At 69.4% G+C, this 13,669-nt stretch carries 12 protein-coding genes; 4 read left to right on the top strand and 8 right to left on the bottom strand.

Annotated features, from left to right (window positions below; all coding sequences use genetic code 11):
• Positions 1-73: 73 nt before the first annotated feature.
• From QU602_RS10490 to dnaK, 7 genes are read right to left on the bottom strand one after another with little or no spacing between them, the layout of a single operon-like run.
• Positions 74-1,792, bottom strand: a complete 1,719-nt coding sequence (locus QU602_RS10490; protein WP_308796393.1) for an FAD-dependent oxidoreductase — start codon at positions 1,790-1,792, stop codon at positions 74-76.
• Positions 1,789-2,289 (bottom strand): thioredoxin, encoded by a 501-nt coding sequence (gene trxA / locus QU602_RS10485; protein ID WP_308796392.1) that lies wholly within the window; start codon positions 2,287-2,289, stop codon positions 1,789-1,791. The genes QU602_RS10490 and trxA overlap by 4 nt, the downstream gene beginning before the upstream one ends.
• Complete coding sequence (gene clpB / locus QU602_RS10480) at positions 2,286-4,961, bottom strand: ATP-dependent chaperone ClpB (RefSeq protein ID WP_308796391.1); 2,676 nt, start codon at positions 4,959-4,961, stop codon at positions 2,286-2,288. Before clpB ends, trxA begins: the two co-directional genes overlap by 4 nt.
• Complete coding sequence (locus tag QU602_RS10475) at positions 4,952-5,269, bottom strand: chaperone modulator CbpM (RefSeq protein ID WP_308796390.1); 318 nt, start codon at positions 5,267-5,269, stop codon at positions 4,952-4,954. The genes clpB and QU602_RS10475 overlap by 10 nt, the downstream gene beginning before the upstream one ends.
• Complete coding sequence (locus tag QU602_RS10470) at positions 5,266-6,201, bottom strand: J domain-containing protein (RefSeq protein ID WP_308796389.1); 936 nt, start codon at positions 6,199-6,201, stop codon at positions 5,266-5,268. The genes QU602_RS10475 and QU602_RS10470 overlap by 4 nt, the downstream gene beginning before the upstream one ends.
• Before the next feature lie 4 nt (positions 6,202-6,205).
• Complete coding sequence (locus tag QU602_RS10465; RefSeq protein WP_308796388.1) at positions 6,206-6,742, bottom strand: nucleotide exchange factor GrpE; 537 nt, start codon at positions 6,740-6,742, stop codon at positions 6,206-6,208.
• Positions 6,743-6,756: 14 nt separating this feature from the next.
• The gene (dnaK, locus tag QU602_RS10460) at positions 6,757-8,637 is read right to left on the bottom strand and encodes a molecular chaperone DnaK (protein WP_308800148.1); all 1,881 of its coding nucleotides are present in this window, start codon (positions 8,635-8,637) and stop codon (positions 6,757-6,759) included.
• 189 nt (positions 8,638-8,826) lie between these two features.
• On the opposite strand from dnaK, the gene QU602_RS10455 reads away from it, so the two are divergent.
• The 4 genes from QU602_RS10455 (at position 8,827) to QU602_RS10440 (ending at position 13,505) form a co-directional block, all read left to right on the top strand.
• Positions 8,827-10,491 (top strand): PucR family transcriptional regulator, encoded by a 1,665-nt coding sequence (locus QU602_RS10455; RefSeq protein WP_308796387.1) that lies wholly within the window; start codon positions 8,827-8,829, stop codon positions 10,489-10,491.
• A 101-nt stretch (positions 10,492-10,592) separates the two neighbouring features.
• The gene (locus QU602_RS10450) at positions 10,593-11,939 is read left to right on the top strand and encodes a coiled-coil domain-containing protein (RefSeq protein WP_308796386.1); all 1,347 of its coding nucleotides are present in this window, start codon (positions 10,593-10,595) and stop codon (positions 11,937-11,939) included.
• Between the two features lie 94 nt (positions 11,940-12,033).
• Positions 12,034-12,894 (top strand): endonuclease/exonuclease/phosphatase family protein, encoded by an 861-nt coding sequence (locus tag QU602_RS10445; protein ID WP_308796385.1) that lies wholly within the window; start codon positions 12,034-12,036, stop codon positions 12,892-12,894.
• Positions 12,891-13,505, top strand: a complete 615-nt coding sequence (locus QU602_RS10440; protein WP_308796383.1) for a hypothetical protein — start codon at positions 12,891-12,893, stop codon at positions 13,503-13,505. Before QU602_RS10445 ends, QU602_RS10440 begins: the two co-directional genes overlap by 4 nt.
• Here QU602_RS10440 and QU602_RS10435 read toward each other — a convergent pair.
• A complete protein-coding gene (locus QU602_RS10435) occupies positions 13,497-13,634 on the bottom strand; it encodes a hypothetical protein (protein ID WP_308796382.1) in 138 nt (45 codons plus the stop codon). The genes QU602_RS10440 and QU602_RS10435 overlap by 9 nt on opposite strands.
• Positions 13,635-13,669: the final 35 nt, after the last annotated feature.

Raw genomic sequence — 13,669 nt, 5'->3', positions numbered from 1 at the left:
GGGCTCGGCGCAAGCCCGGGCATCGCGAGCAGGCGAGAGAACCCGGAGGCCCCATCGATTGGTCGCACCTGGCTCAGAGCCGGCTGCCGCCGGTGTCGAGGTAGTCGTGCACCATCCTGACGACGCTCGCACCTTCGCCGATCGCCGCCGACATGCGCTTCACCGACCCGCTGCGGGCGTCACCCACGGCGAAGACACCGGGAACCGAGGTCTCGAAGGGCTGCCGGCGCGAGCCGGAGGACTCTCGTGGCGGTCCGGTGATGAGGTAGCCACGCTCGTCGCGTTCGAGCTCGGGTCCGAGCCAGGACGTGGCAGGCCTCGCACCGATGAAGACGAAGAGGTGGGCGGTGCGGATCTCCTCTCGTCTGCCGGAGAGCAGATGCTCGACGGTGACCGACTCGAGGTGAGTGGTGCCGTTCGCCTCGATCACCACGGTGTTCCGGCGTACCTCGATACGAGGATGTGCCTCGACCTGGGCGACCAGGTATCGCGACATGCTCGCCGCCAGGTCCGGCCCGCGTACGACGAGGTGGACGTGCGAGGCCGTGTCTGCCAGGAAGACCGCCGCCTGACCGGCCGAGTTCGCGCCGCCGACCACGACGACCGGGTCGGTGCCGCACTCTCGTGCTTCGTTGATCGTCGCGGCGTAGTAGACGCTGGTGTACTCGAAGCGATCGAGATTGGCGGCGGCGAGGCGGTTGTACTCCATTCCGGATGCGATCACCACCGCTCGTGGGCTGACGCTCGTCCCGTCGGAGAACTGGACCTCGACCGTACCCATGTCGGAAATGAGCTGTTCGGCTGCGGCGGGTGCGACGAGCGCGGCGCCGAACTTCGCGACCTGCAGGCCGGCACGGTCGGCGAGCTCTGCGCCCGAGATCCCGGCGGGGAATCCGAGGTAGTTCTCGATCCGGGCGGAGCGAGCGGCCTGTCCGCCGGTCGCCACGGCGTCGGAGAGGACGACCGAGAGTCCATCGGAGGCAGCGTAGATCGCGGCAGCGAGGCCCGCCGGACCTGCGCCGACGACCAGCACATCGGTGGTCGCTGGAGGTCTGGTACTTCGCAGGCCCAGCGCGTCCGAGAGCTCGGCGACGGACGGGTTCCGCAGGACCCGCGAGCCTCCCACGATGACGACCGGGACGTCGGCGACGTTCAGGCCGAGCCGGCGGACGATGGCTTCGGCGCCTGGATCGTGTTCCAGGTCGAGCAGTCGGTGCGGGATCCGGTTGCGCGCGGCGAAGTCGAGCAGTCGCCGGGTGTCGGGGGAGAGACGCGATCCGACGACACGCAGTCCGCTGCCGAAGCCGATCGCCATCGACCGCCGGATGAGATACGCGCGGAGGATGACGTCGCCGATCAGTGGATCGCCCGTCACGATCCGTTCCAGTTCCGGGATCGGCACGTCGAGCACCGCCCCGCGTTCCAGCGCGGTGATCGTGGCGAAGGAGGGCTGCCCTTCGAGGAGGCCGATGTCGCCGACGAAACGGCCGGGTCCGTGGACCTCGACGCGCGCATCCGCACCGCCGGCATCGTCAGGGCTCGATCCCTGGTCGGGCCGGTGAACGTCCGGGTCGCCGTCGGAGACCATGACCCGGCCCTCGACCACGACGAAGAACGACCCGAGGCGCTCGCCGGCTCGGGCGAGCACCTGACCTTGAGACACGGGTACGGTCCTCCCGACGTCGCTCAGCGCCTGGAGCTGGGCGGGCGTGAGCCGTGGGTATGCGCCGAGCGCGTCGGGCGTCTCCGCGACCGGATCGGGGCTTCCAGGGGGATCGCGGTCGGTGATCATGAGCCACGTCCTCGTCCATCGCCGCTGCCGGCGCCGGCCTTCTTCTCGTCCTCCGCGTCCTTCGTCATCGCGTCATCGAACCAGCGGCGCAACACCTCGACGGGTGCGGCGCCGGCCTGCCGGGCGACGACCTTGCCGTGGTGCAGGATCATCAATGTCGGCACCGCCTGCACCGTGAACCGCGAGGAAAGACGCGGAGCCCGGTCGATATCCACTTTGACCAGCTTCACGTCGCCCGCGCGCTCGGTGGCGAGTTGCTCGAGTACCGGGCTGACCATGCGGCAGGGGCTGCACCAGGTCGCCCACATATCCACGATCACCGGGGGGTCCGCCTGCTCGGCGATCTCGGCGAAGGTGTCGTCGAGCGCGCTGACGATCCAGGGAAGCGCCCGATGACAGTGCCCGCACCGCGGCCGCCCATCGGCCGCGAGGGGTACGCGGTTCTTGTGCCCGCAATTGGGGCAGCGGATGATCGTGGTCGCCTCGCTCGTCGTCATGCCCTGACCCCTGCGTCGGTTTCCGCGTCGACCTCCGCGTCGACGTCTGACGCAGCCGGCACCTGCACCACGTCGACGGCGAGGTCGCCCTCCCGCACGTCGATGCGCACGGTGGAGCCCTCCACCACCGCTCCGGAGAGGAGTGCGCGGCCCAGACGGGTCTCGATGTCGTGCGAGATGTACCGGCGCAGAGGACGCGCGCCGAAGAGCGGGTCATGTCCGCGCTCTGCGATCAGGTACCGTGCCTCCGGTGTCAGTTCGAGCGTGATCTGGCGTTCGGCGAGGCGCCGCTGCAGCTCGCCCATCGACAGGTCCACGATCGCCTCGATCTGCTCGAGGCCGAGCGGAGCGAAGATGATGATGTCGTCAACACGGTTGAGGAACTCCGGGCGGAAGCGGCCGCGTAACTGCTCGAGCACGCGCCCCCGCACGTCTTCCGAGATGCCGCCGCCGCTGTCCCGCGCACCGGTCAGCAACTCTTCCGCGCCGATGTTCGACGTCATGATCACGATGGTGTTGCGGAAGTCGACCGTCCGCCCCTGACTGTCGGTGATGCGGCCGTCGTCGAGCACCTGCAGCAGGGCGTTGAACACATCCGGATGCGCCTTCTCGATCTCGTCGAAGAGCACGACGCAGTACGGACGCCGGCGCACGGCTTCGGTGAGCTGGCCGCCCTCGTCGTACCCGATGTATCCGGGAGGGGCTCCGACCAGCCTGCTGACCGTGTGCCGCTCCTGGTACTCGCTCATGTCGAGGCGGACCATCGCGGACTCGCTGTCGAACAGGGCGCCGGCGAGTGCTTTGGCGAGCTCCGTCTTGCCGACGCCCGTCGGCCCGAGGAAGATGAAGGATCCGATCGGGCGCCGAGGGTCGCGGATTCCGGACCGTGCGCGGATGATCGCCTCGGTGACCAGTCGCACGGCCTCCTCTTGTCCGACCACACGTTCGTGCAGAATCTCGTCGAGTTTCAACACCTTCTCCCGTTCGCCCTCGTGAAGTCGAGCGACGGGGATGCCGGTCCAGGCCGCGACGATCTCGGCGATCTCCTCGTCACTCACGACTTCGCGCAGAAGCCTCTGCTGGCCCTGCTTCGATTGGAGTCGCTGTTCTTCAGCGGCGAGCTGACGTTCGAGCTCGGCGAGCCTGCCGTAGCGCAGCTCTGCGGCACGGGTGAGGTCATAGCTCCGCTCGGCGTCCTCGGCTTGACGTCGTACCTGCTCGAGTTCACTGCGCAGGTCCTGCACCTTGCGGATGGCTTGCCGTTCGGCCTCCCACTGCGCGCGCTTCGCGTCGGCCTCGGCTTTCAGGTCCGCGAGTTCGCGGCGCAGTTCGTCGAGGCGGACCCGGCTCGGCGTGTCCGTCTCCTTCTCCAGTGCGGCCTCTTCGATCTCGAGTCGGGTCACCCGTCGCGTGAGCTCGTCGAGCTCGGCCGGCATCGAGTCGATCTCGGTGCGCAGCCGGGCGCACGCTTCGTCGACGAGGTCGATGGCCTTGTCGGGCAGGAAACGGTCGGTGATGTACCGGTGCGAGAGCGTCGCGGCCGCCACGAGCGCGTTGTCCTGGATGCGCACCCCGTGGAAGACTTCCAGGCGTTCGCGCAGTCCGCGGAGGATCGAGATGGCGTCTTCGACGTTCGGCTCATCCACCAGCACGGTCTGGAAGCGGCGTTCGAGGGCGGCGTCCTTCTCGATGTGCTTGCGATACTCGTCCAGCGTCGTCGCGCCGATGAGGTGGAGTTCGCCGCGCGCGAGCATGGGCTTCAGCATGTTGCCCGCATCCATCGCGCCCTCCGTCGCGCCCGCGCCGACCAGGGTGTGAAGCTCGTCGATGAACAAGAGGATGCGCCCGTCCGAGGCGATGACCTCCGCCAGCACCGCCTTCATCCTCTCCTCGAACTCGCCGCGGTATTTGGCGCCGGCGATGAGCGCGGCGAGGTCGAGCTGGAAGATCGTCTTGTCGCGAAGCCCTTCGGGGACGTCGGTGCGGACGATCCGCTGGGCCAGGCCCTCGACGATGGCGGTCTTGCCGACACCCGGCTCGCCGATCAGCACCGGGTTGTTCTTCGATTTGCGCGACAGGATCTGGACGACACGACGGATCTCGGTGTCACGTCCGATGACCGGATCGAGCCGGCCCGACCGCGCGTCGGCAACGAGGTCTCGGCCGTACTTCTCCAGAGCTTCGTAGGTCTGCTCGGGCGTCGCAGAGTTCACGTGTTGGTTGCCACGAACCGCGGCGAGGGCCTTGAGGAAGGTCTCCCGGGTCGCGCCGTTGTTCTGCAGCAGGCGCGCAGCCGCACTGCCGGAGGGGTCGTCGGCGAGCCCGAGCAGCAGATGCTCGACCGAGACATAGGAGTCTTTGAGGCGCGTCGCCTCACGCTCGGCACGATCGAGGGTCGCCGCCAGCGTCTTGGAGACGAACACCTGGCCGGGCGTCGCTCCTGGGCCGGTCGTGCTCGGTTTCCGCTCGATCGCGTGCTGCACCTCGTTGAGCAGCACGGTCAGATCGACGCCGACCGCTTCGAGCAATCGCGGGATCAGCCCGCCCTCCTGCGTCAGCAATGCGAGCAGAAGGTGCTCGTTGTCGGTCTCCGTCTGGCCGTTTCGGCTCGCGATGCTCTGCGCCTCCTGCAGGGCTTCCTGGGACTTCTGGGTCAGCTTGTTCATTTCCATGGCGGGGCCTCGTTTCGGGCGGAGAGCACCCATCGCCGGTTCTCGAGCGCATCGATGCGGGCGAGCAGGTCGATGACCAGGGCGACGGCGGCGTAGTTGAGCGACAGGTCGGCGTGCAGCCGCACGATGCGACGCACCAGTTCGGGCGCGGCCGGGGTGAACCACAACCGACCCGACCCGTCCTGCATGGCAGGCACGAGGTCGAGTTCGACGAACCGTCGAACCAGCTCGGGATGCACCCGCGACGCGGCGGCGACCATCTCGAGGTCCAGGCGGGGCGGGAGCGCCGGGAGCAGGGGCGAACTCATGATGACGACCTCGGATCGAAGGCGGACTCGCGCTGCAGCTGTTGGAAGAGCTCGCGCTCACGGTCGGTCAGGTGTGGGGGGACCACGACTTTGACCTTCGCGAACAGGTCGCCTGGCCGTCCGCCCGGTTGCGGCATCCCCTGGCCCTTCAGCCGCAGCCGCCGCCCACTCGATGAGCCGGGCGGAACCCGCACGGTGATCGGGCCGCCGGGCACCCGAGTCGACACGCGTGCCCCGAGAGCGGCTTCCCAGGGAGAGATCGGGAGATCCAGCTCGATGTTCTTGCCGTCGAGCCGGAGGCGGCGGTCGGGTCGGACCCTGAACGTGATGATGAGGTCTCCGGACCCGCCATCCTGCCTCCCGGCACCGCCGCCACCGGCGACGCGGATACGCTGGCCGTCGAGGACACCGGACGGGATCTGGATGTCGTACGTCTGACGGTCGCCGTCCGGACCGGAGAGCACGATGGTCCTCGGACCGCCGTGGAAGGCCTCCTCGACGGTCAGCTCGAGCTCGGCCTCGCGGTCCATGCCCCGCATCGAGCCGAACACGTCGCCGAAGAGGTCGTCCCAGTTGACGGAATCGCCGCCCGGACCGGCGGCGCCCTGCGCGCTCGACCAGCTGAAACCGGACGGTCCCGGCCGGGCTCTGGAGCGGCCGCCGCCTCCGCGGGTGCCGCCGGCCTGCGTGGCGTACTCGCGTTCAGCGGCGTACTGGCGGAACTCCGGGCCGAACCGGTCGTACTGGGCCCGCGACTCCGGGTCGGACAGCACGTGGTACGCCTCGCTGATCTGCTTGAACCTGTCCTCGGCGCCCGCCTCCTTGTTCACATCCGGGTGGAACTTGCGGGCAAGCGTGCGGTACGCGCGCTGGATCTCCTTGGCGTCGGCCGACCTCGGGACGCCGAGGAGCTGGTAATAGTCGTCTGCCACGACATCACTCCTCCGCCGAGGTGACCACGACGCCTGCCGGCCGCAGCAGATGCTCGGCAGTCCCGAATCCCAGCCGAGTGACGGCCACCACCGTCCGCGGCGGTGCGTCAGCGTCCTCGACGACCGAGACGACCTCGTGGATGCGCGGGTCGAACGGCACTCCGACGTGGTCGATCCGCGGGAAGCCCAGTCGCTCGAGCGCGGCGACGGCGTGTTCGCGGATCGAGTCCATGCCCTCGGCGAGTCCTTCGTTCACCTGCTTCGCGTAGCCGACCGCGTCTGCGAGCCCATCCACGACGGGAAGGAAGACGGATGCGGCGCGAGCCCGCTCCGCGTCGCGTGCCAGTGCGAGTTCACGCGTTGCACGTTTCCGGGCGTTGTCCAGATCCGCCGCCGCACGACGCCAGCCGTTCTCGGCGTCCGCGAGGCGGAGCTCCAGATCGTCTGGCGGGGTCGGTGAGGGCTGGTCCTCGGTGTCGGAACGCTCGTCGGAGGCGAGACCGTCATCAGCGTCCGTGCTGCGCTCGTCGGGGAGTTCCATGGCTCTCGAGGTCCTCAGTTCCGATCGAACTCGGCGTCCACGACGTCGTCCGCCGCGTCGCTCTCGCCGGTATCGGCCGGCCTCTCAGGCGACGACTCGGCCGCCCGGGCGACCGACAGCGCGGCCTCCACCTGCTGCAGTTCGCCGGTCAGCTCTCGGGCTTCGGACGCGGAGACCTGTCGCTCGACGGCCTCCCTCGCCTGTCCGATCAGCATCTCGGCGCGTGAGCGCTCATGCTCGGGTACCGACCCGCCGCGCTCCGACAGCGCGCGCTCGACCCGGTACGCAGCCGCGTCCAGTTCGTTCCGGGCGTCGATGTCTTCGCGCAGGCGTGCGTCTTCGGCGCGGTGGTGTTCTGCTTCCTGCACCATGCGCTCGATCTCGGCCTGATCGAGATTGGTGGTGCCGCTGATCGTGATGCCCTGCTCTGCTCCGGTGTCTTTGTCGCGTGCGTTGACATTGAGGATGCCGTTGGCATCGATGTCGAAGGTGACCTCGACTTGCGGTTCGCCACGTGGCGCCGGTCGGATCCCGGTCAAGGTGAACTGGCCGAGGACGCGGTTGTCGGCGGCGCGCTCGCGCTCACCCTGCAGCACCACGATCTCGACGGAGTCCTGGTTGTCCTGAGCGGTGGAGAACACCTCGCTCCGGCGCGCGGGGATGGTCGTGTTCCGTTCGATGATCTTCGTCATCACCCCGCCGCGGGTCTCGACACCCAGCGAGAGCGGGGTCACGTCGAGCAGGAGCACGTCGCCGACCTCACCCTTGAGCACGCCCGCCTGAATGGCTGCGCCGACGGCGACCACCTCATCCGGATTCACGGTCATGTTCGGGTCCTTGCCGCCGGTGAGCCGCCTGACGAGGCTCTGCACGGCCGGGATCCTCGTCGAGCCGCCGACGAGGATCACTTCGTCGATGTCGTTCTCCGTGACCTTTCCGTCCTCCATCGCCTGACGCACCGGGCCGAGGCAGCGTTCCACCAGGTCCGCGGTGATGCTCTCGAAGGTGGCGCGTTTGAGCGTCGTGGTGAGGTGTTTCGGGCCGGCGGCATCCGCCGTGATGAACGGCAGACTGACCTGCGTCTGGCTGACCGTACTGAGCTCGACCTTGGCTTTCTCGGCCGCCTCGAAGAGACGCTGCAGCGCCTGGGAGTCCTGGCGGAGATCGATGCCGTTGTCTTTCTGGAACTCGTCCGCGAGGTAGTCGACGATACGGCGATCGAAGTCGTCGCCGCCGAGGTGGGTGTCGCCCGCGGTCGAGCGCACCTCCACGACGCCGTCACCCACGTCGAGCAGGCTCACATCGAACGTGCCGCCGCCGAGGTCGAAGACGAGGACGGTCTCATGCTCCTTCTTGTCCATCCCGTAGGCGAGCGCTGCTGCCGTCGGTTCGTTGATGATGCGGAGCACCTCCAGCCCGGCGATGCGGCCGGCGTCCTTCGTCGCCGTGCGCTGGGCGTCGTTGAAGTACGCCGGGACCGTGATGACGGCCTCGGTGACCTTCTCACCGAGGAACTTCCCTGCGTCGTCGGCGAGCTTCCGCAGTACGAGTGCGCTGATCTCCTCCGGTGCGTACAGCTTTCCGCGGATGGTGAACCTCGCCTCGCCGTTCGGACCTGGCACGATGTCGAATCCGACCGCCTTGGCCTCCGCCTCGACCTCGTCGAAGTTGCGCCCGATGAATCGCTTCGCCGAAGAGATCGTGCCTTTGGGGTTCAGGATCGCCTGCCGCCGGGCCAGTTGCCCGACCAGTCGCTCACCGGTGTCCGTGAATGCGACGACGGACGGGGTCGTGCGAGCGCCCTCCGCGTTCGGGATGACCTTTGCCTCGCCGCCCTCCCACACCGCGATCACCGAGTTCGTGGTACCCAGGTCGATGCCGACTGCTTTGGCCATGAGACGTCCCCTTCGTGGTGTGGCCGGATCGAGCACCCGACCACGTGTCGCGCCTGGTGCCGAGTGTGCGCCTGTGTCTCGCGCGAATCTTCGTCCTCCGAGGGTGAAAGAAACCTCAGGTCTCGCACTGTCGGGGTACACCGGAACGGGTTAGTGTCGAGGTGCGGAGAGTGCATCACGATGGGCGCAATGAGCGATCCAGACCCTTTCGCGCAGGCCGACCTCGACTCCGAGACGCAGGCGAGTCTGTTCGACCTCTTCAAGCTGGGATCGAGAATGTTCGAGCGCCCGTCCGTAGCAGGAACGGTGCGCCTCGCGAGCGCGTCAGCCAGGGCGCTCACCGGATGCGTGGTTCGCACGGTGTACATCGCCGCGGACGCCGGGCTCGTCCGCTATTCGGGCAGAGCGAACCGCCGACTCGATCTGGCCGTCGAGGCGCGGGCAGGCACGAGCGGCGTCCTCGAGCATGGTGATGTCTGGCGGTACGTGCTGTTCTTCTGGGGGACCGGCAAGGTCAGAGGAGCCTTCGTGCTCCAGTCGTCAGCGGAACCATCGAGCGGGGAGATGTTCCTGCTGCACGCGCTGGCAGAGCCGACCGGGGCTGCGCTCGCGACGGCCGACCTCATCGACCGCGAGCGCCGTCACGCCCGCGAGCTCAGCCTGCTCGGCGAGACGCAGGCGGGTTCGAACCGTACGATGGCGGCCACGATCGCCCGGCTGAGCTCGCACCAGCACATCCGTGATTCGCTCCTCGCCGCGGCGGGAACCGGCGACGGCGAGGCGCAGATCGTCGAGACCCTGAGCGACATCCTCCGGCGGTCGGTCATGCTGCAGGACTCCTTCGGCAACGAACGCGTCTTCATCGCCGCCGGAGGCCCCGCAGGGCCCTCGAGCGCGCTGCTTCCCGACGGCAGGCCTTCGCCCGCCGGGTCGCTCAGCGCTGAGTGGCGTTCGACGCTGATCCGCGCTCGTGGGGAGACGCTCGGAGTCATCGGGATCTACGATCCGGACGACAGCCGGAGCGACATCGATCGATTCGCCGTCGAGTACGCGAGCGCGATGATCGCCGTCGAGCTCGCCCACCGCCGGGAGATCGCGGAGGTGGAGATCAGGCTGGGGCGCGACCTCGCGGACGATCTCGTCGAGGGCACCGTCGTCGTCGACGGCCTCGCCCGAGCCGAAGCGCTGCACTTCGATCTGAGCGGTGCCCAACGCGTGGTCCTCGTCATCTGGGAGTCCCCGACGCCGAACGGTGTCGACCTCGGCGCCGCGCTGAGACACGAGCTCGCCGCGATGCGCGTGCCGGCCCTGATCACACGGCGATCCGAGGTGATGCTCGCGGTGGTCGCCGATGGCCACGACCTCTCCAGCCTCTACGAGAGGCTGTCCACCGCGGTGTGCAGTACGCGGGGTACGATCGGCATCGGCGGCCGGTACCTCCCCGGAGACCTCGCCCTTTCGTTCGGCGAGGCCAGGCGCGCCTTGCACATCCGGGCCGAGTCGCGTCGGCCGTTCGGCATATCGAACCACGACGATCTCGGTCTGCTTCGCATCCTCGACACCTCGGGTGATGGGGCCGAACTCGAACGGTTCGTGTCTGAGTGGCTCGGCACGCTGATCGAACACGACCGGGCTCACCGTTCAGACCTCGTTCGCACCCTCGGCGTGTACCTGGATGCAGGTGGCAACTACGATCGCACGGCGAAGGCGCTGATCATCCACCGGAGTACGCTGCGGTACCGTCTCGGCCGTATCCGCGAGGTGAGCGGCCGCGACGTTGCCGACCCGGACTCCCGGCTCAACCTGCACATCGCCACGCGCATCCGTTCGGCCATGCGAGACGACCTGCGTTGAGACCGCGACCCGCGCGGATCCGTCGGGCTCGCAGGCCATCGGGTCGCTGGGACCTCGAGGGAGTGCACCACGCTGGCGAGGGCGCCAATAGGATCGAAGGCATGGCCGGATTCTGGGGCAAGCGCCGACGCGAGCAGGAACAGCAGGTGCGGGCAGAAGACGCCGACCTCGCGCAGCGCGCCAGAGCGGCCCTGGTCGCCGCCGACGAGCGCATTCGCGTGACCTCCGACGAGCTCGTGTTCGCCGAGGCCGAGCTCGGCCCCGACGCGACGACCGGGCTCGCCGAGGCGCTCACCGCGGTGCGCACGCACATGGGCGAGGCGTTCCGGCTGCACCAGCTCAATCACGACGAGATCCCCGACACCGCCGAAGAGCTGCGTACCCGCAACGCGCGCATTGTGCAGTTGTGCGAGTGGGGCGAAGAGCTCCTCGACGACCATACGGCCGCGCTCGCCGACAAGATCGCGCGCGCGCGTCGCGCACCCGAGATCCTCGCCTCGGTGCGAGCGGATGCCTCGCGCCTCCGCGAGCGGATTCCGCACGCACGCGAGACCGTGTCGCGGCTGGCTGCGCGCTATGCCGCCGACGCGCTCGCCCAGGTCGAGGCCAATCCGGGCGAGGCCGAGCAGCTCCTCGGCTTCGCCGAGCACAGCGCGGGCGTCGCCGAGCGCCGACGTGCGGCCGGGCAGCGCGAGCAGGCCAACCTCGCGCTCGAGGCATCCACCGAATCGGTGCGACGAGCGGCGACGCTCCTCGACGCGGTCGAGACGTTCGAGGTCGAGGCGCTGCGTGCCGAGTCCACACTGGGCGCGATCGTGGACGACTCGCGGGGCGACCTCGTCGTGGCGCTCAAGGAACCCGCTTCACCCAAGGTCACCGCCGCGATCGGGGAGTTGCAGGCCGCCCTCGCGGCGCTGCCGCCCGCGGGCGTGAACGCCGACCCGTTCACGCACCTCGATCGGCTGCGCGAGGCCAACGCCGGCCTGGACGCGGCGATCGCGGCCGCACGCGAGCGCGCGGCCCGGCCCATCCCACCGCTCGACCACGTCATCCATGCGATCGACGACGCCGACCGTCAGCTCGCCGTGGCCCGCGACCTCATCGCCGGTCACCGCGGCTGGATCGGCGCCGATGCCCGGACGCGCCTCGCGGAGGCCGAGCGGATCCGCGTCGAGCTCGACCACCTGCTCGGCCGGGCGGCCGCCGCGACCGCGATCGACGAGGACGACCGCGAGCAGGCCATGGCCATGGCCCGCCGTGCCGCCCATCTCGCGGGTGAGGCACTGCACCTCGCGCAGCGTGACATCGACTCCGCGCGTCCCCAAGATCCCTGGGGCGGTGGCGGCGGCTGGGGCGGCGGCCGGCCACGCGGTGGCGGCGGCGACATGATGGGCGGCATCCTCGGTGGCCTCGTGATCGGCAGCGTGCTCGACGGCATCTTCGACTGAGCCCGGCGCCGATAGCGAACGCGGCGCGGGGCGTCAAGCGCGGGCGCCACGCATCGACCGTCGGTATCGTGAAAGAGCCGACCGAGGAGCCGTGGTGAGCCATCCGACTGCACGTGATCGCGACGTCGGTCGTGGTCCGCTCGTCGGCCCAGTGGCGCCGCCGGGTCTGCACGTCATGACCTTCAACCTCAGGCGACCGCTCGGCCGGCTCAGCGGGCGTCGAGCCGATCGCTGGTCCCACCGCCGTCCGCGGGCACGTACGCTTCTCGCCGACGAGCGGCCGACGCTGCTCTGCCTCCAAGAGGCGGTGCCGCACCAGATGCGCGACGTGCTCGCCGCGCTCGGGCCGGGTCACCGGTTCGTCGGCCACGGTCGTGGGCGGCAGCGCACGGGCGAGGGATGCCCCATCGTGTACGACTCCCGCCGGCTCGAGCTCATCGAGTGGCGGCAGCACGCGCTGTCGGAGCATCCGGACCAGGATGGATCGCGGTCGTGGGGGAACGTCATCCCTCGGATCGCGGTCGCCGCCCGCTTCCGCGACGTCGCGACCGGGAGCCGGCTCGGGGTGCTGAACACCCATCTCGACCCGTTCTCGGGGCGGTCGCGGATCCGTTCGGTCGCCTACGTCCGCGCGCTCGTCGGCGACGACCCCACCATCGTCACCGGTGACCTGAACGCGGGCGATCGCTCGCGCACGGTCGGCGCGCTGCTCGCGGACGACCTGCTCGTCGACACGTGGACGAACGGGGGGCATCGCCTCACCGCCGCGGTCGGCACGTTCGGCGGCTATCGGATGCCTCGCCCCGAGGGGTCACGGCTCGATCGGATTCTCGTCTCCGAGGGCCTGACCGTCGACCGGGTGGCGATCAACGCGCGCCGGATCGACGGCGACTGGCCGTCCGACCATCTGCCGGTGCAGGCGGTCGTGCGCGTCGGGGAGGGGAGCGCGGCATGATCGATGACTTCCTGCGGCCCCCCCGCACCCGCCTCGAGTGGGGCGCCGACGTCGTGCGGGTCATCGGCGTGCTCGGCATCGTCGTGGCCTTCATCTGGTTCGCCCCGACGGATGCCGGCGTCGTGGCGGCCGCGCTCCCGGCCGTCTTCGCCCCGAGGTTCCTGGGCGCACGCGCGGGTTTCGACCTGATCTCAGGCGTCGTCGTGCTCGCGGCCGCGTGGAGCAACGTGTTCGACCTGTACCGCACGGTCCCCGGCTGGGACCTCGTCATGCACGTCGTCTGTACCGGCGTGCTCGCGGCGCTGCTCTACCTCGCGCTGGCCCGTCTCGAGGTCGTTCCGGCGCCGGCGGCCGTCGGCGCGCTTCGCCGCACGCCGATCGTGATCGTCACCGCTCTGGGCCTCGCGCTCGGCGCGATCTGGGAGATGATCGAGTGGCTCGGCAAGGAGTTCGTGACCGACGAGATCTTCGTGACCTACACCGACACGATCGGCGACCTCGCGGCGGACGGGGTCGGCGGTCTGCTCGCCGGGATCCTCGTGGCCTGGGTCAGGCTCGAGCGCAGACCTCGGCAGCGCGTACAGCGTGCCCCGCAGGAGACCTCAGCCTGAGGGGTTGTCGACCGGCCGGCCTTCGTCGTCGGTGGTGTCCGGCGCCTCCGGCGCCCCGCCCGATGCGGTGTCGGCCTCGGTGTTCTCGTCGGGGTCGCCCTGCGTGTTGGGTTCGTCGCGTCCAGTCATGGGCAGCACGCTACGGCGGACGGGGTCGCGAGGGG

The organism is Agromyces protaetiae (assembly GCF_030866785.1).
GTDB lineage: Bacteria > Actinomycetota > Actinomycetes > Actinomycetales > Microbacteriaceae > Agromyces > Agromyces silvae.
Note: the sequence above shows the minus strand (reverse complement) of the source record. Positions and strands in the feature narration are given on the sequence as shown.

Coding starts and splice junctions, on each gene's coding strand:
- QU602_RS10490 (WP_308796393.1), bottom strand. CDS start 1,792: ATGATCACCGACCGCGATCCCCCTGGAAGCCCCGATCCGGTCGCGGAG.
- trxA (WP_308796392.1), bottom strand. CDS start 2,289: ATGACGACGAGCGAGGCGACCACGATCATCCGCTGCCCCAATTGCGGG.
- clpB (WP_308796391.1), bottom strand. CDS start 4,961: ATGGAAATGAACAAGCTGACCCAGAAGTCCCAGGAAGCCCTGCAGGAG.
- QU602_RS10475 (WP_308796390.1), bottom strand. CDS start 5,269: ATGAGTTCGCCCCTGCTCCCGGCGCTCCCGCCCCGCCTGGACCTCGAG.
- QU602_RS10465 (WP_308796388.1), bottom strand. CDS start 6,742: ATGGAACTCCCCGACGAGCGCAGCACGGACGCTGATGACGGTCTCGCC.
- dnaK (WP_308800148.1), bottom strand. CDS start 8,637: ATGGCCAAAGCAGTCGGCATCGACCTGGGTACCACGAACTCGGTGATC.
- QU602_RS10455 (WP_308796387.1), top strand. CDS start 8,827: ATGAGCGATCCAGACCCTTTCGCGCAGGCCGACCTCGACTCCGAGACG.
- QU602_RS10450 (WP_308796386.1), top strand. CDS start 10,593: ATGGCCGGATTCTGGGGCAAGCGCCGACGCGAGCAGGAACAGCAGGTG.
- QU602_RS10440 (WP_308796383.1), top strand. CDS start 12,891: ATGATCGATGACTTCCTGCGGCCCCCCCGCACCCGCCTCGAGTGGGGC.
- QU602_RS10435 (WP_308796382.1), bottom strand. CDS start 13,634: ATGACTGGACGCGACGAACCCAACACGCAGGGCGACCCCGACGAGAAC.